We start from the raw sequence: 22,801 nt of genomic DNA, 5'->3' as shown, positions 1-22,801 counted from the left end.
GTGCCTTGCGGCAAAAATGTAAAAATCGTTTACATCCCCCCTTGCAAGACACGGTCCGACTTCCGATCTTGGAGATGTGAAAGGAATTCACATACTCAACCCGGAGGTTCCAATGTCCGCCTATTCCACCAACTCCATGCCCGTCGCGGTTGGTAACTGGTTTACCCGCGCCGTTAACTGGATGGATGGGAACGGCCCCGGCGCCTGGATCGCGCTGATGGTGGCCGGCTTCATCTTCGCAGGCCCCCTCGGCCTCGTCATTCTCGCCTTCATCCTGTTCACCGGCCGCTTCGGGCGTCGCTGGCGTACGGGTCAGGCGGTGCAGAAACGCGGCTTCGGCTGCTACGGCGCCGGTGGCGTCCATGTTTCGCGCTCGACCGGCAACGCCGCGTTCGACGCCTACAAGGCCGACACGCTCGAGCGACTGCAGCGCGAACAGCAGGAATTCGAAGAGTTCCTCGGCCGTCTGCGCGAAGCCCGCGACAAGGCAGAGTTCGACCAGTACATGGAAGAGCGCGCCAAGGAAGCGGCCCAGTCGGAGAACACCTCCGAAGAGGCGAAAGCCTAACCATATAGACAGTTCGCGACGCGAATTCAGCGCCCCGGTTGACCTGACCGGGGCGCTTTCTATGTCGTCACCATGAAACACTTGGCGGGTGAGCGCTCCTTTGCTAGCCTGCCGCCACCCCTCCCCAACGAGGCTTTTGATGCGCCATTCGCTTCCGCTTGCACCGCAGTTCTATGTAACCGCGCCGCAGCCCTGCCCCTATCTGGACGGCAGGTCGGAACGAAAACTGTTCACCGCCTTGCAGGGCGAGTCCGCCGAGAAACTCAACAACGCGCTGTCGCGCCAAGGCTTTCGCCGGTCACAGAACGTGCTCTATCGGCCGTCCTGCGCCGATTGCACCGCGTGCCTGTCGGCCCGCATACGGGTCGCCGATTTCAAACTGTCGAAATCGCAGCGCCGGGTGATGAAGAAGAACGGCGACCTGCGGCGCACCGCGACGTCTCCCTGGGCGACAGAAGAGCAATTCGCCCTGTTCCGCCGCTATCTCGATGCGCGCCACGCCGATGGCGGCATGGCCGACATGGATATCTTCGAATTCGCCGCGATGATCGAGGAGACGCCCGTGAAATCGCGCGTCATCGAATATCGCGAGACCGCGGCCACTCCCGACAGCATGCGCGCGCTGATCGCGACCTGCCTGACCGATGTGCTCGATGACGGGCTGTCGATGGTCTATTCCTTCTACGAGCCTGAACGCATCCGCGACTCCCTCGGGACATACCTCATTCTCGACCATGTCGAGATCGCGAAGCGCGTGGGCCTTCCTTACGTTTATCTGGGCTATTGGGTACCCGGCTCGCCGAAGATGAACTACAAGGCGAACTTCTCCGCGCTCGAGATCTACAAGGGCGGCAAGTGGACCGATATCGGTGATCCCGCCAAGCACGAGACCGAGACGCATCCGCTCTCGGTGCCGCCGATCGCAGAACAAGTCGCGCGAATCCAGCTCCCCGACACACGCAACAGTTGAGCGACCACCACGCGCCGCCTGCGCTCTCGCAGACGACTGCTCAACCGTTCGGCACTCGCCGTATGTCAAATGATTTTTTTAAAACTTTTCCACGACTTCCGTTGATTACGCGCGCGTGAACTCTGGACACTCCCGGCCTGTGGTGAAACGGTCCCGGCAGACCCGCCACGGAGGATACGAGGTGGGTGGCGAGGCGCGTCCTCGCGCAACGGAGCAATAATGGGAGGATCCTAAATGGACCGTCGTTCCTTTCTGACGAAAGCCGCGCTGGGTGGTGCGGCTGCGAGTACGCTGGCAGCCCCCGCGATCGCACAAAGCAACCCGCAGATCACCTGGCGTCTCGCCTCGTCCTTCCCGAAGTCGCTCGACACGATCTATGGCGGCTCGGAAGTCCTGTCGAAGATGGTCGAGGAAGCCTCGGACGGCAACTTCAAGATCCAGGTCTTCGCCGCAGGCGAGATCGTCCCCGGCCTTCAGGTCGCAGATGCTGTGATGAACGGCACGGTCGAAGCCTGCCATACCGTGGGTTACTACTTCTGGGGCAAGGATCCGACCTGGGCGCTCGGCGCGGCAGTGCCGTTCTCGCTCAACGCGCGCGGCATGAACGCGTGGCACTACCACGGCGGCGGTATCGAGCTCTATAACGAGTTCCTCGGCAAGCAGGGCCTCTACGGTCTGCCGGGCGGCAACACCGGCGCACAGATGGGCGGCTGGTTCCGCAAGGAGATCTCGACGGTCGAGGATCTCAAGGGCCTCAAGATGCGCGTTGGTGGCTTCGCGGGCAAGGTGATGGAAAAGCTCGGCCTCGTGCCGCAGCAGATCGCTGGCGGTGACATCTACCCGGCGCTCGAAAAAGGCACGATCGACGCGACCGAATGGGTCGGCCCCTACGATGACGAGAAGCTCGGCTTCTATAAAGTCGCGCCCTACTACTACTACCCCGGCTGGTGGGAAGGTGGCCCGACGGTCCACTTCATGTTCTCGAAAGAAAAGATGGAAGGCCTGCCGAAGCAGTATCAGCAACTTCTCCACACCGCCGCTCAGGCCGCCGATGCGGACATGCTGCAGAAATACGACATGAAGAACCCGAAGGCGCTCAAGACCCTGGTCGCCAACGGCACCCAGCTGCGCGCCTTCTCGCCGGAGATCATGCAGGCCTGCTTCAAGGCGGCCAACGAGGTCTATTCGGAGATGGAAGCGAACAACCCCGAATTCGCGAAGATCTGGGGTTCGATCAAGGACTTCCGCAAGGACTGGTTCACCTGGGAGCAGCTGGCCGAGTTCAACTACGATTACTTCATGATGAGCGAAGCCAACAAGGGCGAGCTGTAAGCCGCCCAAACTGGTCAAGCCAGAGAACCGAAGCCCCGGCGCGCTGCGCGCTGGGGCTTTTTCTATGCCTGCACGAGACCAGGCGCCGGGCGGACATTCTGCGCGCGCAATGCTACATTGCAGCATGGTTTCGGAACTGTGACCACACACGACATAAAATTGCGTGATGCCCGGTTTACACCCGGAACCGGTCAAGTAAAGTGACCGCAATGTCCACACCGGAGGGAACGCCATCAATGGAGCGGTGTGGTCAGAAAAATTGACAGACATCCACGACTTGGGAGGAAACCATATGGATCGTCGTTCTTTCCTGCGCAAAGGTGCGCTTGGCGGGGCAGCCGCAGCTGCCAGTAGCGCACTCGCCGCACCTGCTATCGCGCAAGAAACCCCTACCGTGACGTGGCGCATGACCTCGTCTTTCCCCAAATCGCTCGACACGATCTACGGCGCCGCCGAGACGATGGCGAATTACGTCAAGGGAATGACGGACGGGAAATTCAACATTCAGGTCTTCGCGGCGGGCGAAATCGTGCCCGGCCTGCAGGCCATGGATTCGGTGTCGAACGGCACCGTCGAGGCTTGCCACACCGCGTCCTACTACTACTGGGGTAAGGATCCGACCTTCGCCTTCGCAACCGCAGTGCCGTTCGGCCTGAACATGCGCATGCAGAACGCCTGGTTCTACTATGGCGGCGGCAATGACCTGATGAACGAGTTCTACGCGAACTACGGCATCACCGCATTCCCCTGTGGCAACACCGGCGCCCAGATGGGCGGCTGGTTCCGCAAGGAGATCAACACGCCCGAAGACCTCAAGGGCATCAAGATGCGGATCGGCGGCTTCGGCGGCAAGGTCGTGGAGAAGCTCGGCGTCGTGCCGCAGCAGATCGCCGGCGGCGACATCTACCCGTCGCTCGAGAAAGGCACGATCGACGCCACCGAATGGGTCGGCCCCTATGACGATGAGAAGCTCGGCTTCTACAAGGTCGCACCCTATTACTACTATCCCGGCTGGTGGGAAGGCGGCGCCTGTCTGCACGCCATGTTCAACAAGAACGCTTACGAGCAACTGCCCGAGGCCTACAAGGTCGCACTGCAGGCAGCGACGCAGGCGGCGAACTCGGATATGATGGCGTCCTATGACTACAAGAACCCGACCGCGCTGAAGAAGCTCCTCGGCCAAGGGGCACAGCTGCGTCCGTTCAGCCAGGATATCCTCGAAGCCTGCTTCAACGCCGCGAACGAGGTCTACGACGAGATCAACAGTTCGAACGAGGCGTTCAAGAAGATCTACGACAGCCAGTTCAGCTTCCGCAACGACGCCTATGGCTGGTGGCAGCTGTCGGAGTTCAACTTCGACTACTTCATGATGCGCCAGCAGGCTGCCGGCAATCTGAAGATCTGAACCACGCCCAGCGTGAAACGAGAAGGCCCCGGGGTTCGCGCCCCGGGGCCTTTTTCGATCCGGGTGCGGCCCGACCTCACTTCGTGGTCGCGGCCCCTGCCGTCGCGCCTGCCACGGCGCCTACGGGTCCGGCCACGACAAGCCCGCCGACGCCGCCAGTGGCTGCGCGTTCGGTGGTGGTATCTCCACAGGCTGCGAGCGAAACCAGCAGGCCGCCCGCCATCACAATCGTCGCAATTCGCATCTTCTCGTCCTTTCGATAGCAGCCGCAACGCGCGACCTTCTCAAGGACAAGACGCCGAGACGCCTTTCGCGGTTCCCAAGCTCCGCGAAAGGCTGCTCGTCAGTTCCTGCGCGTCACCACACCTAGCCCGGCCCCGACGACCGCTCCGACAGGGCCCGCCACGACGAGACCGGCCACGCCACCCGTCGCCGCCCGCTGCTCCTTGGTCTCACCACAGCCCGCCAGCGCAAGCAACGAAACCCCGAAAATCACCAGAAGAGGATACCGCATCCCTCGCCCTCCATTCTCTCTCTATAAAAAAGGGGCGGCCCCTGAAGGCCGCCCCGATCTTTCATTTTACGGTCGATCAGTTGCTGCCCGGTGTGGGAAGCGGGGGCAGCCCGCCCGGAGCCGCGCTTCCCGAGCTTGACCCGCCAGAGGTCGACCCACCGAGCGGCGCCAGAGACGGCAGTCCACCGAGGCCGCCCCCATCGCCCATGCCCGGCATCTGGGGCAGCTTGATCTCGACGTCCTTCAGATCAACCTGCGGCCCCTTGTAGTGCATCACCATGGCCGGGAAGGCGATCACGATGGCGATCATCGCAACCTGGATGAACACGAAGGGAATGGCGCCCCAGTAGATCTGCGAGGTCTTCACCGGCTCCATCTTCTTGCCGGTAACCTTGTCGATATAGGGCACCTTGGCCGCGACCGAACGCAGGTAGAACAGCGCGAAGCCGAAGGGCGGGTGCATGAAAGAGGTCTGCATGTTCACGCCCAGGATCACGCCGAACCAGATCAGATCGATCCCCAGCGCCTGCGCGGCAGGCGCCAGAAGCGGCACGATGATGAAGGCCAGCTCGAAGAAATCGAGGAAGAAGGCGAGGAAGAACACAAGGAACGACACCACGATCAGGAAGCCCAACTGGCCACCCGGAAGCGAGGTCAGCAGGTGCTCGACCCAGACCTGCCCGTTCACCCCGTAGAAGGTGAGCGAGAAGACCCGCGCGCCCAGCAGGATGAACAGCACGAAGGCCGACAGGCGCGTCGTCGCCGCCAGCGCGTCACGCACGACGGGGAAGGTCAGACGCTTCTTGACCGCCGACAGCACCAGCGCGCCGACCGCGCCCATGGCGCCGCCTTCGGTGGGGGTCGCAACACCCAGGAAGATCGTGCCCAGCACCAGGAAAATCAGCGCCAGCGGCGGGATCAGCACGATGACCACCTGCTGAGCCAGACGGCTCATCAGGTTGATCTTCAGCGCCTTGTCGAGCAAGGCCACGATATAGACGACGATCACGGCCGCACCGGCAGCCAGGATCTCGGAGTTGTTGACGCTCGACCCGCTCGCCTCGAAATACTTCTCGGCGAAGATAAAGACCGCGACCGCACCTGCCAGCGCGACAAGGAGCGACATCACACCCGAGCCGAGCGTACGCGCCTCTTTCGGCAGGGCCGGCATCGACTTCGGCTTGATGATCGACATCACGAGCACGTAGCCGAGGTAGATGCCGGTCAGCACCATACCGGGGATCAGCGCGCCCTTGTACATGTCACCCACCGAAACACCCAGCTGGTCAGCCAGAACGATCAGCACCAGCGAAGGCGGAATGATCTGCGCCAGTGTCCCAGACGCCGCAATGACACCTGTGGCCACCTTCCGATCATAGCCGTAGCGCAACATGATCGGCAGCGAGATCAGGCCCATAGCGATCACCGACGCCGCGACCACGCCCGTGGTCGCCGCCAGAAGCGCGCCCACGATGATCACCGCATAGGCTAGACCGCCGCGCACCGGACCGAACAACTGACCGATCGTGTCGAGGAGATCCTCGGCCATGCCCGATTTCTCGAGCACGATGCCCATGAATGTGAAGAATGGAATGGCAAGTAGGGTCTCGTTCGACAAGACCCCGTAGAACCGTTGCGGCATCGCATTCAACAACGGCCAGTCAAGATTGATCGTCCCGCCGGAATAACCCGACAGTTCAACGCCGATGACGAAGAACAAAAGACCGTTGGCCGCGAGCGCGAAGGCCGCAGGATAGCCGATCAGCAGGAAGACGATCAGCGAGATGAACATGATCGGGGCCATGTTCTGAGCAATAAGCTCGAGCATTACAGACCCTCCTCTTCGGCGATGGGATCATGGCCGTGATGGCCCGCGCTGTCGGCATGGGGATCCGCGATCAACCCACGCATCACGCCAATCTTCTTGATGATCTCGGACACGCCCTGGAAGAACAGCTGCCAGAAACCGATCAGCAGCAGGAGCTTGGCCGGCCACAGGATCAGACCGCCCGAATTCGTCGACATCTCGCCCGAGCGGATCGAGATCATCACGAAGGGAGTCAGCTTGAACAGCATCAGCACGACGAACGGCATCAGGAAGAAGATATGCCCGAGCAGATCGATCCAGTGCTGCACTTTCCGCGAGAACGCACCATAGATGATGTCGATGCGGATATGCTCGTTTTGCTTGAGCGTGTAAGCGGCAGCGCCCAGAAACGCCGCGCCGAAAAGATACCATTGCAATTCCAGCCAAGCGTTCGACGACATGTCGAAGGCTTTGCGTACAATGGCGTTGGTCGCACTCACGAGGACCGACACCAGAATAAGCCACGACACCGCCTTGCCGATGGTCTCGTTTATCCGGTCGATCGCGCGTGAAAGGGCCAGCAAAGCGCCCATCTCACTTCCTCCCTAATTTTGTCCCGAAAGCCTGCCCGAGGCTTTGCCCGTGATTGGCCGAGTGGAGGCGAAAGGTCAAGCAATTAAGGCCCTATCTGGTCTGTTCACTTGACCAGATCGACCTAAAAACATCGCTCCCCAGCGCCGACCTGGCGACTGACGAAGCGTCAACGGGATCACTTTGATGCGACTGACCTAGCGGCACCCGCGTCGCATGCCGCTTATGATTTGTCAAAGTTGCGACTCACAGGTCGCGATGCGCAACAATCGGGAAGAAATTTCCTCCCTTCGCGACATTTTATTCAGCGTTTGGGCATTGACGCCTCCTGCACCCGCTCATAATGTCCGCGCAAAGCAGTCCGAAAGGGATCCGCAATGGATGCGATTCTTCTTGTCGTCGTAGGAGCCAAGCGCATGGGCCGGTAACGGTTAGACCATGAAGGTTCCCATGCGCCCCCGCCTCAAAGCCGGGGGCTTTTTATTGGACGATTGGACGCTTGAGAGGTAGCGGCGGGCGGCGTGGCCCTCGCGCAAGGATGGAGTGAGCATATGGCACGGCAGATGACCGGCGCGAAGATGGTGGTTCAGGCGCTGAAGGATCACGGGGTCGAGGTAATTTTCGGCTATCCCGGCGGCGCGGTCCTTCCCATCTATGACGAGATTTTCCAGCAAAACGACATCCGTCACATCCTCGTCCGCCACGAGCAGGCCGCGATCCACATGGCCGAAGGCTATGCGCGTTCGACCGGCAAGCCGGGCGTGGCGCTGGTGACCTCGGGCCCGGGCGCGACCAATGCGGTGACCGGGCTGACCGACGCGCTGATGGACTCGATCCCGCTGATCGTGCTGTCGGGTCAGGTGCCGACCTTCCTCGTGGGCACCGACGGTTTCCAGGAGGCCGACACGGTGGGCATCACCCGCCCCTGCACCAAACATAACTGGCTGGTGAAAGACCCTGCGAAACTCTCCGAGACGATCCATCAGGCTTTCCACGTGGCGACCTCGGGCCGCCCCGGCCCGGTGCTGATCGACATGCCCAAGGACGTGCAATTCGCGGTGGCCACTTACTGCGAGCCGAAAGCCGCGAAGGTCGACCATTACCAGCCGCAGGTGAAAGGCGATCTCGACGCGATCACCAAGCTGGTCGAGCTGATCGAAACCGCCGAGAAGCCGGTCTTCTATACCGGTGGTGGCGTGATCAATTCGGGCCCTGCCGCGAGCCAGCTGATGCGCGAACTTGTCGACGCGACCGGCTTCCCGATCACCTCGACGCTGATGGGTCTGGGCGCCTACCCTGCCTCGGGCAAGAACTGGCTCGGCATGCTCGGGATGCACGGCCTCTATGAAGCCAACCTTGCGATGCATGGCTGCGACCTGATGATCAACCTCGGCGCGCGCTTCGACGACCGTATCACCGGCCGCGTGGCGGACTTCTCGCCGAAATCGACGAAGGTGCATGTCGATATCGACGCCTCCTCCATCAATAAGATCATCGCCGTCGACCTGCCGATCCTCGGCGACATCGGCCATGTGCTCGAAGACGTGCTCAAGGTCTGGAAATCGCGCGGGCGCAAGGTGAACAAGCCCGCGATCGAGAAATGGTGGAAGAAGATCGACGAGTGGAAGAAGGTGAACTGCCTCGCCTACACCAACTCGGAAAAGACGATCAAACCGCAATATGCGCTGCAGCGTCTCGAAGAGCTGACCAAGGGCATGGATCGCTACATCACCACCGAGGTGGGTCAGCACCAGATGTGGGCCGCGCAGTTCCTCGGCTTCGAGGATCCGAACCGCTGGATGACCTCCGGGGGCTTGGGGACGATGGGCTATGGCTTCCCGGCCTCGATCGGCGTGCAGATCGCCCATCCCGAGAGCCTCGTGATCAACGTGGCAGGCGAGGCGAGCTGGCTGATGAACATGCAGGAGATGGGCACCGCGACCCAGTTCCGCGTACCGGTGAAGCAGTTCATCCTCAATAACGAGCGTCTGGGCATGGTCCGCCAGTGGCAGGAACTGCTGCATGGCGAGCGCTACTCGCACAGCTGGTCCGAAAGCCTGCCCGATTTCGTGAAACTCGCCGAGAGCTTCGGCTGGAAGGGGATGCAGGTCTCCGACCCCGCCGATCTCGACGATGCGATCATGGAGATGATCAAGCATGACGGCCCGGTGCTGTTCGACTGCCTCGTGGAGAAGCACGAGAACTGCTTCCCGATGATCCCGTCCGGCAAGCCGCATAACGAGATGCTGCTGGCGGCCGATGCCGATGTCTTCAAGGAAGGCGCGGCGCTGGTGTGAGCGACGCCGGGGGCTCTGCCCCCGGACCCCCGGGATATTTGGACCAAGCCGAAGATCGGGTCCGAACTAGGAAAAGGAGAGAGGCAATGGCCGCTCTGAAAATCAAGAAAGGCTCCTCGAGCCATTCCGCTTACGACCTGCGCGACAGCCACGATCAGATTGAGCGCAGCCATACGCTCGCCGTGATCGTGGATAACGAGGCCGGGGTTCTGGCCCGTGTGATCGGGCTGTTCTCGGGCCGCGGCTACAACATCGACAGCCTGACCGTGGCCGAGGTGGACCATAAGGGCCATCGCAGCCGGATCACCGTCGTCACCCGCGGCACCGAGAACGTGATCGACCAGATCAAGGCGCAGCTGGGCCGCATCGTGCCGGTTCACGAAGTGAAGGACCTGACCGTCGAGGGCTATCCGGTCGAGCGCGAACTGGCGCTGATCAAGGTTGCGGGGACCGGCGACAAGCGTATCGAAGCGCTGCGTCTGGCCGAGATCTTTCGCGCCAATGTGGTCGACTCGACGCTGGAGAGCTTTGTCTTCGAGATCACCGGCACGCCCGAGAAGATCGACGCTTTCGCCGATCTGATGCGCCCGCTGGGTCTGGCCGAAGTGGCCCGCACCGGGGTCGCAGCGCTGTCGCGCGGGGCCTGAGCCCGAGCGACATGGCCGAGCCGCGTCCCGCCACCGATCCTGCTCTGGGTGTCGTCATCGTCACCTATCGGTCTTCGGACGTGATCGCGGCCTGCCTCGCCTCGCTGCGGGCGGCGACCGGCGTTGCGCTGCATGTGGTGGTAGTCGACAATGCCTCGCCCGATGACACGGTCGAGGTGATCCGTTCAGCCGTCCCCGATCTGATGGGGGCCGCGGAGGCGGGTCAGGACGGCATCGCGCTGATCGAGGCGGGGGCCAACGGCGGGTTTGCTGCGGGCGTCAATCTGGGGCTGGCAGGGCTCGCGGCCAATCCCGCGCTCGACCGGTTCTGGCTGCTCAACCCCGATTGCGTGGTGCCGCCCGAGACGCCTGCCGCCCTCGCCTCGCATGATCCCGGACCGCGAGGCGCCGCGATGATCGCGCATCGGGTGGTCTATGGTGACGCGCCCGATACGATCCAGATTGACGGCGGAGTGATCGACCGGCGCACCGGGATCACCCATAACCTGAACCAGTTTGCCCCCGCGGACAGCCCTGCTCCGGACCCGGAGCACATCGACTTCGTCACCGGCGCGAGCCTCGTCGCCACCCGCGCCCATCTCGAGCGTGCAGGGCCGATGACGGAGGACTATTTCCTTTACTACGAAGAGGTCGACTGGGCGCTGCGCCGGGGCAATCTGCCGATCTCCTATTGCGAAGGCGCAATCGTTCATCACGTTGCGGGCACGGCGATCGGCTCGCAGCGGATGGGCTCGGTCGCCTCGCCGTTCTCGCAATATTTCAAGCATCGCGCACGCGCGATGTTCCTGCGCCGCCATTTCCCCGCCGGGCTGATCGGCGGCGCGGCGTGGTCGCTTGCCAAAGCCGCGCAATTGCGGGCGCAGGGGCATGGAGCGGAAGCCGCGGCCCTGTTGCGGGGTTTCTTCGGAATGGCACCGCCCGATCCGGTTCTGGCCGCGCTCAGCCCGGAGGCACGGGCAAAGATCGGCCGTTAATCCCGCCGATGACTCTGTGCAAACCGCGTGTAGCTGGTGGCACGCGCCTCAGGCCGCGCCGCGTCCTCGGGGGCGTCGGCCCGCTCTTTCACCGCTTCGGTCAGCATCCACATGCCGGCGCCGAACAGGAAGAAGGTGAAGGCGTAGATCGACTCCCAGACATAGACGGTGCAGAGCGTGAAGGTCATCCCCGCGAAGGTGAACACCCAGGAGCGACGGAAATTCTGCATCCGCGTATCGCCGCTGAAATCCCGGAACATCACCTTGAACAGCCCCCAGACATAGCCGCTCGTGACCAGCAGGAAGCCGGGGATGCCATAGCGCACCGCCATCACGAGCCAGAAATTATCCATCGAGCCGGAATACATGTACCACGGTCGCACCCAGTCATTCAGGCCGATCCCGAAGACCGGGTTGGCCCAGACATTCTTCAGCCCCCACTCGAAGATGATCGTGCGCCAATAGGCGGTATGGGCCGAGAAGGTCGCGTAGCTGAGAAACACCATGATCGGCGAGCGGTTCGACAGCAGGTCAACCGTGACATAGGCGAAAGCGAAGAGCCCCGTCAGCAGCCACCAGCGCCATTCGATCCGCACGAAGGTGATATACCAGCCGATCAGCCCCAGTTGCAGCAGCAGCGACAGAAGCGCGCCCGAAGAAAGCGCAAGAAAGCCGTTGAGCAGGATCATCCCGCTCGCCACCACCCGCCACCCGAGCGATTTGATCCCGTCGAAGGCCACGAAGGCGAAGGCGAAGACGACCGAGCAATAGAGCCCGAAATGGATCGGATGGGCGAAGGGGCCCTGCACACGCTCCAGCCCCAAGCGCGGCTCCTGAAAGTTGTGGGTGATCGTGCTCATTCCCGGCAGTTTGTCGATCAGCGTCGGGATCAGGGTCGTGCCGGTCTTGGTCTCGTAAAGCGAAAATGGCGTCAGGATCAGCACCGACCAGATCAGCACCTTGCCCAGCGCCGCGAAATCCTCGCGCGAGCGGATATAGGCGCGCCCGATCAGGTAGCCTCCCAGCACCTCGAGCCCCACCGAGCCCGCTTGCTGAATGACGCGATCCGGGTTGTTGACCGCGAGCGCGACCGACAGCCACAGCGCATGGAACAGGAACAGCCAGTCCACCGGCAATATCCGCCCCGCGCGCCCGCTGAAGACCCGCGCGAAGGCGGGCAGGATGAAGAACATCAGCACGAGACGGCTTCCGGTGATCGCAAGCGAGCCGAGGTTGAACTTGAAGGGCAGCAGGATCGACAGCACGAACAGCAGCACCGGCCACGGCAGTTTCGCGGTCGCGAGCGCGGCGGTCTCGGCAATGCGGTTTCGCCCACCCGCACGGCGTGTCGGGCGCGCATGCTCCGGCATGGTGCCACCGATCGCCCCGGCGCGCATCAGCGCATCGCCCCGCTCACCGCCGGGCGGCTCGCGATCAGATCAAGGGCTTCAAGCTCGCCGTGGAAGCTGCCCTTGCCGAAGGGATTGCCCAGCGCAAGGCCCCAATATTCCATCGGCTTGAGCCGCCCCGAGACGGTGCCTTTGCCGATCACCTCCTCGCCCGCCAGCACCTCGAAAAGACTATCCTCCGAGGCGTAGCGGAAGGTGATGTCGTGCCATTTTCCGTCATAGATCGGCACGCGTTTGGTGCGAAGGAACAGCCGCTGCCCACTCTCGGGCCAGAACTCGACCTCGAAGGTACCGCGCCCGGTAACCCGCACGATCAGCGATTGATGCAGGCGCAACAGTTCTCCCGCGGATTTGTAATCGCCCATCGCTCGCAGGCTCATATGCAGCGAGAAGCGATCTGCTCCGAAGAGAGGGGCGACCATCTCGCGCGGGATCACCACTGCGCCCCCGCCGAGCCCGAATTCCAACGCGCCGGGGCTGAGCGGGATCGAGTCGAGCACTTTCGGCTGCGACCCGGCATGCGAGATCACCCGGCCCAGTTGCGGATCGTAGCTGAGGATACGGTCGTCGCGGACCATGACGTAGCCGGTGCTCTGCGCGCTCCGCCCATCGGGCAGCGTGAGCGAGAGGGTCGCTTTGTGCCGACCCGGCATTCGGAAGCCCACCGGCACCTGCGAACCTTCGAGACTGGCCTGCCCGTCGATCTGCCATTCATAGGCGACCTCGGCGGGGTCCACGCCTTCGGGAAGCACACTCGCGCGCGCATCGAATTGCAGCGTCGTGCCGCCTCCCTCGCCGCGGGCAAACCGCATGACCGGCTGGAACGCATCCGGACCGCCGAGGATATCCAGCATCGGCGCACCGATCCCGCTCCCGGCCAATGGACCACTCGGCAGATAGGCGTAATTCGCGATCTCACGCGGCGCACCGGTGCGCGCGGCGACGAAAATATCGTCGTAATAGCCCGCCCGCTGCGGCGTGACGTCCTGGATCAGCAGGTTGTCCCGTACCCTCCAGTCGGGCTGCCCCGCAGGCCCTGCGATCTCGCTCACCACATTGCGGGCGATCTCGACGGCGCGGGCGTCGCGCGCCACGCGGATCTGCGGAATCCAGAGAACCGGATCGCGTTTCTCGCCCTCGGAATAGACATCATGGATGAGCGTGTTGTTGGCGATCTTCACGCCGTCCGCCTCCCCCAAAGTGATCCCGTGCAGGTGGGCGTTGATGATGACGTTCCCGCTGATCTCGACGTTGCGGTAGAACATCTCCGCCCCGGCCTTGCCGCGATCGACCAGCTCGTTGCGCATCAGGATCGACTGGGTGAAGCCGCCCTCCCCGGAATTGAGCAGATTGCCCCGGATCGCGATGTCGCGGCTGGGGCGTTCGGTGCCTGCGGTCCAGAACTGGATCATGTCGGCATGATCGCCGGACGCGACCGCGCGACGGAAATCGTGAATGTGGTTGCCCGCGATCTCGGCGCGCTCGATCTGGGCGAAGTTCAGCCCGTCCATCCGCATGTCGTGGATATCGTTGCCGACCAGATTCAGATCGGTGCAATCGGTGAAGATCGCGCCACGATAGAAGCGTCGGAACTCGGAGCTCTCGACCCTGATCCCTGTCGAGGCGCGCACGGCGAGGCCGAAAGCAGTCGGCAGCGGGCCCTGCTCGATCAACTCGGGATCGGGCGGCGCGAGGTCACCGTCGAACACTACATTGCGGATTGTCAGATTGCGCGTGGTAAAGACCTGAAACGGGCGCGTGTTGGACCGGTCTCCCTCTGCGTAACGATAGTCGAAAATCACCGCCTCGATCACGACATGACTGACCTCCTGCAGGTCCATTCGCGCGATCACCGCCGGGTTGCCCGGATCGGCAGAGCGAAAGGTGATCGGCGCATCCTCGCGCCCCGCCATACCCCGCAGCTCGAGAGCGTCATAGTCGCCCGGCGCGATCAGGACCGTATCGCCCGGCTCCAGCTTCGCCCCGATCCGCGCGAGTGCTTCCGTATCCGAGACCTGCCAATCGCGCGCCATTGCGGGCCATGCGCCGAGCATGACAAATCCGACGGCCAAAAGCCCAAGCCATCCGACGCGGGCCGCATGCCTCGTGGTGAATGCGATCTGCTCCATCGCTGCCTGCCTGTTCCGGGCCGCTTCTTGCGGCTCTGATGTCTTGACGTCACGCTAGCGTGAGGGCGATCAAGGCAGCAAGCGCTTTAACCCAGATTTAACTTTTCACGTCGCCTTTGTGGCCTTCGCGCCGCTAAAGCCGCCCGAAAATCGCCTGCCGCAGCATCCAGCCCATCCGCGCGAGCCGCAGCCTTGCGAGCGTCCCCACCGCGCGGCGACGCTCGGTCGCACCGTTCAGCTCGGGATGGCGCAGGACCTTCGGCAGATGGGCGAGTATCGACACCGGCATCAACAGCGCCTTCGCGCCCCAACGCAGCCGCGCGGGCAAGCTCGCGCCATTCACGCCGAAGCCTTCCTCGGTCAGGCGCCGCCATTTGCGCGACAGCGCCGCCCAATCCTGCCGCGACGGGTGGCCCACGCGCAGCCTTTCTGCATAAACCAGAGAATACCCCTTCGCGGTCGCCCGACGGCACCAGTCCAGATCCTCCGACAGCCCGGCGATGAAGGGGCCGGTGGCCTCATAAACATCGCGCCGGGTCAGCAGGTTGCCGGTGCCGGAGAAGCCTTTCTCCTCGATATAGCGGCGGAAATCGAATGCGAAGACGGTCTCGAACGCCTCCGCGCCGGAACGCGGCGGCGGAGTCTCTTCGAAGACGAAGACATGCCCGCCGACCAGATCGCCCTGCCCGGCCACGTCGAAGGCAGTCGCGATCCAGTCCGGGTCGGCCACGCAATCGCTGTCGATGAAGAACAGCCGCTCCGCCGTCGTCTCCGCCACGCCGCGATTGCGGGCCTCTGCCGCGCCCTTCTTGGTCTCGGTGACGATCCGAAGGTCGGGATAGGCCGCGCGGACGGGGGCCAGATCATCGGTCGAACCATTGTCGACCACGACCAACTCGCAACGCGCATCGAGCTGCGGCGCAAGCGTCTCGAGGCAGCGCATGAGCCGCGTGACATCGTTGAAATGCGGGATGATGATCGCGGCCTCGGCCATCACAGCGCCTTCATCAGGTTTAACAGCGCCGCGTCATAGGCGGCGAGCCGGTCGATCCCCCGCGCCAGCGCCGATTGCGCCTCTGCGGCCAGCGTCTCGCGATTGGCGAACCCTCGCTCCAGCGCCGCCATCACCGTATCCGCATCCGCCGTGGTCGCATCGACCGTGTGATCGTAGCCAAGCGCTCCGAACAGCCCCGCGAACTTTCGGCTATAGGCAAGCGGCACCACCGCGACACCCGCCGAAAATGCCGCGATACAGGCATGCATCCGCGCCCCGGTGAAGAAATCGAGCCCGGCGATATAGCTCTTGGCCTCGGAGGGGCTTGCGAAGGCAGGCGCGCAGATCGCGTCATGCTCGGCCGCCAGCGTCTCACAGGCGCGCAGGTCATCCTCGATCACCATCGGGCCTTCGGGCACGATCACATGCGGGACCAGATGGACCTCCGCTCCCTGCCCCTTGAACCAGTCGATCGCGCGCGCGATCAGCGCGGGATAATCCAGCGCCATCCCGAAATCATTGCTCCCGTGATAGCCCCCCGCCATCAACAGCCCCGAGACATTGAGACCGACGCGCACCGGCCCACCATCACGCGGCGCGGGCGGATCAAAAGGCAGCCGCAGCGCCAGATCGGAGGCCAGAACCGGAGCGCCGCGATAGCCCAGATCGTCCAGCGCCGCGCGCGAGCGTTCGTCGCGCACCGCCACCAAAGCCGAACGGTTGAGGCTCATCCGCGCCAGCCGCTTCGACCAGCCCTTGGTGAACGGCCCCACGGTCTGCGGCGCGACCACCAAAGGCGTGCCCGCGAGATGGGCGGCGAACTTCATCCAGAACATCTTCACCAGCCGCGAGGTGCCGTAGATGTCCGCGAAACTGTCGCCGCCGCCAATGTCGATCACCAGATCGGCTGCCTTAACTTCGGCCCACAACCCTTTGGGCGATTTCAGAAACGCGCCATCCACCTCGATCAGCCGCAGGTCATCGCCCGCGACATAGGGCGCGCGCCGGTCCTTCCAGTCGAGCACGGTAATCGCGATCTCGCGCCCCGCTTTCGTGGCCAGATCGCGCAGCAGGGCGATCTCCGACACGGTCAGTGCGCCAACGCCAAGATTGTCCGAGCGCGTCGAGTGGAAGATCAGGCAGACGCGCAGCGTGCGGCTCATATCCGTCCTCGCCAGACGCGGCGCATCGTGCCTGCGAAGTTGCGCAGGTTCCGCGTCACGGGGTTCTGCAAGGCGCAGGCGCGCAGGTTCATCCCCTCATAGCGCGGGATCGGGCGTGCCATCAGCTTGAGCGCCGCGAGACGCGCGAAAAGGGCCCGGCGGCGTTCGCGCTGACCGGGTTGGATCGCGGCGAGTTCCGCCACATCGAACGGCGCGGTCTCAACCGCCTCTGCCGCCTCGGCCTCCCTCAGAATGTCCGCGCCGAGCCGCGTGCGCGCCACGATCAGGCTGCGCCCCGGCGCCTCCTCGAACAGCGGATAGCCTTCGTCATCGGCTTCCCACGCATCGGCGCAGACCAGATCGGCGGCAACCCCGGTGCCATCAGCGCAAATCTTGCAGCGATGCTGGACATGGCGCGAGAGCACCCCGCCCCAGGCCGCGTGATAGCTCGTCTCGCGGGTGGCGCCATCATGCAGCGTGGCCACCGTCTTGCCCGGCCAGCCATTCCCGCGATAGCGCAGGCCTGTCAGTTGATCCTCGGGCGCGCCCATCTCCGCCAGCAACTCCCGCGCGCCCTCCGCGCCGGGAACGCCCGCGCAGAAGAAGGACAGGATCACCGGGAAAGTCCGCGCGAGTTTCGGATCGCGCGCCACAAGCGCCCGCAGTGCGACCGCATCGCAAGGCTTCCCGATCACCGCGAAGCGCCGTCCATCCGCGATCAGCGACGACAGATCGGCCAGTGGGGCCGAGGGCGCATAACGCGAACCCGCCGCCCCCAGAACCTCGTCCCGCGTGGTACTCAGCCGCATCCGGTTTCCGATCGGCTTCTCGGGGTCGGGTTCGATCTGGGCGATGGCATCGACACGACCCGATTGCAGCAGATGCAGCGCCAGCGCCGAGAGCGCCCCGCCCGAAGCGCCTGCGTGGCGCAGGTCCGGGTCGGTGGCATGGCCGCTCTTCATCTCCATGAACCGCCCCCAGAGCGGCTCCTCTCCGGGCGCGACGCGCTGCGCGCTCTGGCCCAAGCCGGGGCAACAGGCGGCGATGGCGGCCTCGGCGCGGGCGGAAATCTCGGCGCTTTGCAGCGGGCGCAGGAAGCCGCGCGTATCCGGAGCCATGGCGATCTCGTCAGGCGCGACCGCCGCGCAAAGCCCGCAGCCTGCACAGAGATCACCCGCAGCGACTTGCGAGAGCGCATCGCTCGATGGTGTCGGAAAATGGCTGTGATGGGTCATGCTCGGCCGCTCTGCTTTTTCACGAAGTTGAACAGCAAAGCCGGGAATCTGGCAAGGCGGCACACCGCCGGAGACCTCGGTTGACGTGGCCGTCAGGCCACAGCCGTAATGCCGCGCTTGACCAAGCGGTACCCGGGGCGGGATTATGGGCGCAAAACATGCGCGGGCGGCCAAACCCCGCCCCATATCGGACAGTACATGCTTCGCACCGCGATCCTCATCCTTAGCGGGAACGCCGCCACCTCGGCGCTGATGCTCGCGCGCAACCTCGTAATCGCGCGGCTGATCCCGGTCGCCGATTACGGCGTGGCCGCGACCTTCGCGATGGTGATGGCGGTGATCGAGATGGGCTCGACGCTGGGGCTGCAGCAGCAGATCGTGCAGTCGAAGCGCGGCGACGACCCGGCGTTTCAGGCCGCACTGCAAGGTTTTCAACTGCTGCGCGGCGTGATCGCGGCGGCGGCGCTGTTCGTGCTGGCGGGGCCGATCGCCGACTTCCTCGCGATCCCGGAGGCCGCATCTGCCTATCGCTGGCTCGCGCTGGTACCGCTCCTGACGGCGGCGCAGCATTTCGACATCCACCGCGCCCAGCGCAGGGGCCACTATCGCCCGATGCTGCTGACAGGCGCCCTGCCCGCACTGGCCGCGCTGATCGCAATCTGGCCGCTCTCGCGTCTCTTCGACGACTGGCAGGTGGCGCTTTGGGCGATCCTGTTGCACGCAGCCCTCGGGGTTCTGGTCTCGCACCTGATGGCCGAGCGCCGCTACCGCCTGCGCCTCGACCGCGCCGAGATGCGCGCGAACCTGCGTTTCGGCGCGCCGCTTCTGGCCAATGCGGCCCTGATGTATCTCGTCTTTCAGGGCGACAAGATCATCGTCGGGCGACTGGCAGGAATGGAGGCGCTGGCGGTCTTCGCGATGGGCATGACACTGACGCTGACGCCCACGCTGATTGGCGCGAAGTCGGTGCAGAACCTCTTTTTACCGAAACTCTCGGTCGCACATGGCCGTGCGGACGCCTCCGCGCATCGCCAGCTTGCCGGGGCGACATTCGAGGGGATGTTCCTCACCGGATCGACCCTCCTGCTGGGCACGGTCCTGATCGGACCGTTCGTCGTCACCGCCCTTCTGGGGACGAAATATGCAAGCCTCCTGCCGCTCCTGATCCCCTTCGCGCTTATGAACGCGCTCCGCGCGATCAAGAACGGGCCGAGCACGGTCGCGCTCTCGGCGGGGCAGACCGATAACGGCTTTTGGGGGAACCTGCCCCGGATCGCGGTTCTCCCGCTGAGCTGTTGGGCGCTTGCCCAGACCGGCTCGGTCGTGCCGGTGATCTGGCTCGGGGTCACGGGCGAGGCGATCGGTCTCGGCGTGGCGCTCTGGCGGCTGTCGCGGGTCATGGCGCTGCCACAGGTTGGCCGCGCTGCGCTGACGACCGCACTCGTGCTGGTCGCGATCCCGCTGATTACACTTGCCGCGCCCGGCACGCTGCTGATCTGGCCGATCGCGCTGCTCCTGATCGCGGCGCAACTTGTCGCCCTGCCCCATCTGCGGGCCTATTTCGGACGCCCGCAGATCGGCACTGCCTGACTCCGCGCCTCTGTACGATTTTCGTGCTACACTCTCCGATGACGCGCGCCATAAACCAAAGATGGAGGATCGGTATGAACCGATTTCTGGGTTATGTCTTCGTCGCGGCGCTCTCATTCGCTACGCCTGCCCTCGCGGAGGAGATGCGCGAGGTTCCGGTGTATTTCTCAGCCGGAGCGGATAACGCGGTTCTGAGCGATCGCATCAAGGGCTATGACAGCGTGATCTACACGATCGGCGCCGAGGCCGGTCAGACGATTGATATCAAGCTGTCCACGAAACACACCGCCACGTATTTCAACCTCTACGGCCCTGGGAGCGGGCCCGGCGATCAGGCGATCATGAACAGCCAGTTCACGCCCGAGCTGAACCACTACACCGGCACGCTGCCGAGTTCGGGGACATACAAGATCTCGGTCTACATGATGCGCTCGGCGGCGCGGCGCGACGAGGTTGCGAATTTCGACATCCGGATCGGGATCACCGGAAAGACCGGCGCCATCGTGCAGGGTGATTATGCCGACGGGCTGCAGGGCGGGCCGGATTTCTGGCAGGTCCAGACCGGCGATATCAACGATCCGCTGAACCTGCGCGCGAGGCCCTCGACCGGGGCTACGATCCTCGGCCGGTTCCCCGAGGGGGCGATCCTGCGCAACATGGGCTGCCGAATGGCCGAGGGTCAGCGATGGTGCCAGGTCGCGGCCACCGAAGGCTCTCTGACCGGCTGGGTCGCAGGACGCTATCTGCGAGAAGGCTCTGCCCCGCCACCGCGCGTGGCCGAACCCGAGACCCGCGATCAGCAGGTCCAGTTCGCCCCCGGCACGAGCGGCGCGGTGCTGAGATCGACCCTCGACCCCGGCGCTGCGGTCAACTACCGGCTCGGCGCGCGGGCCAAGCAGTTCCTGACGGCACAGCTCCAGACAGGCTCGCCTGCGGTGCATTTCAACATCTTCACCCCGGACGGCCAGCTTCTCTACGAGAGCCGCGGCGGTAGGCGCGACTATCGCGGACAGCTCTGGCTCAACGGCGAAAACCGGATCACGGTGTACAATATCGGCGACGCCCCTGCCCCCTTCACGATGATCGTCGGGATCGAGTGAGCGCGGGCGCAAACCCGGAGGGACAATCCAATGACCAAGAGGACGACACTCACACGCAGGGCCGCCACCGCGGCCCTGGCGGGCGTGACCCTGAGCGCGCTCGCAGCCTGCGTTCCAGAGCCACCCGACGGACGGCCAAGCCCGCTCGACGGGCACTGGGTCGGTAGGTACACCCCTCAGAGCATGCGTGTGATGGATCGGCCCTGCACGCCGGGCTACGGCGGGATATTCATCCGGGACGGCCGGGTTTCGGGCCAGGCCACCAACACCTACGGAGCTTCCTACAGGGTAACCGGGCAAGTCGTCGGAGCCGACCGGATCGTCGGGAATTTCTACTTCCGAACGCGCTCTGTCGGCTCACTCAAGGGGCACCTCGTCAAAGGGCGCCTCGTGGGGGATTATCAAAACGTCGACGGGTGCAGCGGCACCTGGGTCGCGACGCGACAATGAGGAGGCTTACTCGGAAACCTTCTTCACGAATTGCGACTTCAGCCCCATCTGGCCGATGCCGGGCACCTTGCAGTCGATGTCGTGATCGCCGTCGACGAGACGGATGCCGCGCACCTTGGTGCCGACCTTCACCACCGAGGAGGAGCCCTTCACCTTGAGGTCCTTGATCACGGTCACCGTGTCGCCGTCGTTCAGCACGTTGCCCACCGCGTCGCGCACCTCCGCGGGCGCATCCGCGTCACCCGAGGCCGACCATTCATGGCCGCATTCGGGACAGATCAGCAGGGCGTCCATCTCGTAGGTGAAGGACGAGTTGCATTCGGGGCACGGGGGCAAAGTATCGCTCATGGGTCATGCCCTTAGTCTCGCGCGCCTGTTATCGCCAGAAAAATCTTTCTCCTGCGACAAAAAGCGGGAAGCGATCTGTGCGGCTCCGGCCCGCTCAGGCTGGATCGGGCAAGCCGTGAACCTCGCCAGCGCGCAGGACCTCTGGCGCATAGGCCTTGCGGGAAAACACCTCGCGGACGTCCTCGACGAAGCTCTCCAGCGGGTCCATCGGATAGGCCGGATCGAAACTCGACTGATCCCAGCGCTCGCAGAATTGCTCGCAGCTGCGATAACAGGGGTGGTCCTTGAATTTCTGGCGCTCCTCCGGGTCCCAACCGTAGTGATGGCCGTAATAGGCGATCTGGAAAATGCCGTGATGTTCGACCACCCACGAGACCTCCTCGCGGACATAGGGCCGCAGAATTTCCGCCGCCATCCGGTCGTGGTTCTGGGGCGCGAGCCGGTCGCCGATGTCGTGCAGCAGTGCCGCCACGATCCAGTCAAGATCCGCCCCGTCCCGCCGCGCCCGGGTCGCCGCCTGCAGCCCGTGTTCGAGCCGCGTGATCTGGTAGCCCGACAGCGTCTCCTCCGCCTGCGCGGCGAGTTCGCGCAACAACCGATCCGCCGTTCCCGCAAGGAAGGGCTTCTCCAGTTCTTCGAGCAGTTCGTAATCTTCGCGGGTGCCGTCTTTCATCTGGGTGAAGGAGACTGTCGGTCCGGATGAGGTCATCTGCGGTCCTTCCGGTTGCGGGTTTCATTCCTCGGCCGCCTCGGGCCACACCGGACATCGTGACGCGGGATGGCGAAAATGGCCAGAGCGCGGCCGCACCTTCCAGTTTCACCCCGAACGGAAAGAGGCCCTCTCCGGGGGGCGGAGAGGGCCAGTTTCGCCGATCAGGCTCATTAGTTTACCGCCCGAGCTGTTTTTAGTCTCGCCTGGGCCTTCTCGGCGTCTGGGACGAGCGCACCCGCCCCGGATCTCGTTGTTGCGCACGGCGGCGCTCAGTGCAGCGCCATCTCGCGCGCAGTCATCAGGGTGACGGTGGTCGCACCGCCGCCCATCCGGATATCGGTCACGTCGAGCGCGTGGTGATCGAGGTCGCCGCCGAGGCAGGCGATCTCGGTGCCCGTGAAAGTCGCGTCGATCAGCGAGGTCAGCCCCTCGCCCACCAGCTCGGCCTCGATGCCACCAGGGATGCGGCGCGTCGTTTTGGGGGTCACCCGCTTATTGCCGACGATCAGGTCCAATTTCCGCTCCTTGCCGCCTTTGGCGGTCGT

Annotated in this window: 21 protein-coding genes; 9 read left to right on the top strand and 12 right to left on the bottom strand. The window is 64.0% G+C overall.

Translation table 11 applies throughout. The features are described from left to right. Positions 1-112: 112 nt before the first annotated feature. The 4 genes from B6V76_RS14265 (at position 113) to B6V76_RS14250 (ending at position 4,275) form a co-directional block, all read left to right on the top strand. Positions 113-568 carry a DUF2852 domain-containing protein gene (locus B6V76_RS14265; RefSeq protein WP_075775627.1) on the top strand — a complete coding sequence of 152 codons (456 nt, stop codon included), beginning with the start codon at positions 113-115 and terminating at the stop codon, positions 566-568. 139 nt (positions 569-707) lie between these two features. After that, on the top strand, positions 708-1,538 hold the full coding sequence (locus B6V76_RS14260) for an arginyltransferase (protein ID WP_075775628.1): 831 nt from the start codon (positions 708-710) through the stop codon (positions 1,536-1,538). Positions 1,539-1,772: 234 nt separating this feature from the next. Beyond that, complete coding sequence (locus B6V76_RS14255; protein ID WP_075775629.1) at positions 1,773-2,870, top strand: TRAP transporter substrate-binding protein; 1,098 nt, start codon at positions 1,773-1,775, stop codon at positions 2,868-2,870. Between the two features lie 292 nt (positions 2,871-3,162). Continuing rightward, the gene (locus B6V76_RS14250) at positions 3,163-4,275 is read left to right on the top strand and encodes a TRAP transporter substrate-binding protein (RefSeq protein ID WP_075775630.1); all 1,113 of its coding nucleotides are present in this window, start codon (positions 3,163-3,165) and stop codon (positions 4,273-4,275) included. Positions 4,276-4,351: 76 nt separating this feature from the next. On the opposite strand, the gene B6V76_RS19990 is transcribed toward B6V76_RS14250, so the two are convergent. The 4 genes from B6V76_RS19990 to B6V76_RS14235 form a co-directional block, all read right to left on the bottom strand. After that, on the bottom strand, positions 4,352-4,519 hold the full coding sequence (locus B6V76_RS19990) for a hypothetical protein (protein WP_157771598.1): 168 nt from the start codon (positions 4,517-4,519) through the stop codon (positions 4,352-4,354). 99 nt (positions 4,520-4,618) lie between these two features. Next, positions 4,619-4,789: a hypothetical protein gene (locus tag B6V76_RS19985; RefSeq protein WP_166504604.1), complete on the bottom strand. Its 171-nt coding sequence runs from the start codon at positions 4,787-4,789 to the stop codon at positions 4,619-4,621. A gap of 76 nt (positions 4,790-4,865) precedes the next feature. Next, the gene (locus B6V76_RS14240) at positions 4,866-6,617 is read right to left on the bottom strand and encodes a TRAP transporter large permease subunit (protein WP_075775631.1); all 1,752 of its coding nucleotides are present in this window, start codon (positions 6,615-6,617) and stop codon (positions 4,866-4,868) included. Beyond that, positions 6,617-7,189 carry a TRAP transporter small permease subunit gene (locus tag B6V76_RS14235; protein ID WP_075775632.1) on the bottom strand — a complete coding sequence of 191 codons (573 nt, stop codon included), beginning with the start codon at positions 7,187-7,189 and terminating at the stop codon, positions 6,617-6,619. Before B6V76_RS14235 ends, B6V76_RS14240 begins: the two co-directional genes overlap by 1 nt. A 549-nt stretch (positions 7,190-7,738) precedes the next feature. On the opposite strand from B6V76_RS14235, the gene B6V76_RS14230 reads away from it, so the two are divergent. The 3 genes from B6V76_RS14230 to B6V76_RS14220 all read left to right on the top strand — a co-directional run bounded on the left by B6V76_RS14230 (position 7,739) and on the right by B6V76_RS14220 (position 11,126). Continuing rightward, a complete protein-coding gene (locus tag B6V76_RS14230; RefSeq protein ID WP_088720194.1) occupies positions 7,739-9,484 on the top strand; it encodes an acetolactate synthase 3 large subunit in 1,746 nt (581 codons plus the stop codon). Positions 9,485-9,570: 86 nt separating this feature from the next. Next, on the top strand, positions 9,571-10,131 hold the full coding sequence (gene ilvN / locus B6V76_RS14225; protein WP_075775634.1) for an acetolactate synthase small subunit: 561 nt from the start codon (positions 9,571-9,573) through the stop codon (positions 10,129-10,131). 11 nt (positions 10,132-10,142) lie between these two features. Then, the gene (locus B6V76_RS14220; protein ID WP_088727757.1) at positions 10,143-11,126 is read left to right on the top strand and encodes a glycosyltransferase family 2 protein; all 984 of its coding nucleotides are present in this window, start codon (positions 10,143-10,145) and stop codon (positions 11,124-11,126) included. Here the strand turns inward: B6V76_RS14220 and B6V76_RS14215 are convergent. The 5 genes from B6V76_RS14215 to B6V76_RS14195 form a co-directional block, all read right to left on the bottom strand. Beyond that, on the bottom strand, positions 11,123-12,523 hold the full coding sequence (locus tag B6V76_RS14215) for an O-antigen ligase family protein (protein ID WP_088727756.1): 1,401 nt from the start codon (positions 12,521-12,523) through the stop codon (positions 11,123-11,125). The two genes, B6V76_RS14220 and B6V76_RS14215, sit on opposite strands and share 4 nt — an antisense overlap. Beyond that, positions 12,523-14,664 carry a right-handed parallel beta-helix repeat-containing protein gene (locus tag B6V76_RS14210; RefSeq protein ID WP_088727755.1) on the bottom strand — a complete coding sequence of 714 codons (2,142 nt, stop codon included), beginning with the start codon at positions 14,662-14,664 and terminating at the stop codon, positions 12,523-12,525. Before B6V76_RS14210 ends, B6V76_RS14215 begins: the two co-directional genes overlap by 1 nt. Positions 14,665-14,797: 133 nt before the next feature. Further along, on the bottom strand, positions 14,798-15,658 hold the full coding sequence (locus B6V76_RS14205; protein ID WP_088727754.1) for a glycosyltransferase family 2 protein: 861 nt from the start codon (positions 15,656-15,658) through the stop codon (positions 14,798-14,800). Further along, positions 15,658-16,821 carry a polysaccharide pyruvyl transferase family protein gene (locus B6V76_RS14200; protein ID WP_088727753.1) on the bottom strand — a complete coding sequence of 388 codons (1,164 nt, stop codon included), beginning with the start codon at positions 16,819-16,821 and terminating at the stop codon, positions 15,658-15,660. The genes B6V76_RS14205 and B6V76_RS14200 overlap by 1 nt, the downstream gene beginning before the upstream one ends. Then, on the bottom strand, positions 16,818-18,056 hold the full coding sequence (locus B6V76_RS14195) for a Coenzyme F420 hydrogenase/dehydrogenase, beta subunit C-terminal domain (protein WP_088727752.1): 1,239 nt from the start codon (positions 18,054-18,056) through the stop codon (positions 16,818-16,820). The genes B6V76_RS14200 and B6V76_RS14195 overlap by 4 nt, the downstream gene beginning before the upstream one ends. 198 nt (positions 18,057-18,254) lie before the next feature. On the opposite strand from B6V76_RS14195, the gene B6V76_RS14190 reads away from it, so the two are divergent. Together B6V76_RS14190 and B6V76_RS14185 are read left to right on the top strand one after the other, a co-directional pair. Continuing rightward, complete coding sequence (locus B6V76_RS14190; RefSeq protein ID WP_166504603.1) at positions 18,255-19,646, top strand: oligosaccharide flippase family protein; 1,392 nt, start codon at positions 18,255-18,257, stop codon at positions 19,644-19,646. Between the two features lie 74 nt (positions 19,647-19,720). Beyond that, positions 19,721-20,746 (top strand): SH3 domain-containing protein, encoded by a 1,026-nt coding sequence (locus B6V76_RS14185; RefSeq protein ID WP_166504602.1) that lies wholly within the window; start codon positions 19,721-19,723, stop codon positions 20,744-20,746. Positions 20,747-21,202: 456 nt separating this feature from the next. Here B6V76_RS14185 and B6V76_RS14175 read toward each other — a convergent pair whose 3' ends face one another. From B6V76_RS14175 to B6V76_RS14165, 3 genes are all read right to left on the bottom strand, one after another. After that, positions 21,203-21,544 carry a zinc ribbon domain-containing protein YjdM gene (locus tag B6V76_RS14175; RefSeq protein WP_075775641.1) on the bottom strand — a complete coding sequence of 114 codons (342 nt, stop codon included), beginning with the start codon at positions 21,542-21,544 and terminating at the stop codon, positions 21,203-21,205. A gap of 94 nt (positions 21,545-21,638) precedes the next feature. Beyond that, entirely contained in the window at positions 21,639-22,253 is a 615-nt protein-coding gene (locus B6V76_RS14170) for an HD domain-containing protein (protein ID WP_240497872.1), read from the bottom strand. Positions 22,254-22,525: 272 nt separating this feature from the next. Continuing rightward, positions 22,526-22,771 (bottom strand): hypothetical protein, encoded by a 246-nt coding sequence (locus B6V76_RS14165; RefSeq protein WP_075775644.1) that lies wholly within the window; start codon positions 22,769-22,771, stop codon positions 22,526-22,528. Positions 22,772-22,801 lie beyond the last annotated feature (30 nt).

Origin of the sequence: Thioclava sp. IC9 (assembly GCF_002213225.1) — a bacterium.
In the GTDB taxonomy this organism is placed as follows: domain Bacteria; phylum Pseudomonadota; class Alphaproteobacteria; order Rhodobacterales; family Rhodobacteraceae; genus Thioclava; species Thioclava nitratireducens.
The sequence above is the reverse complement of the archived record's forward strand: the minus strand, read 5'-3'. Positions and strand labels throughout refer to the sequence as shown.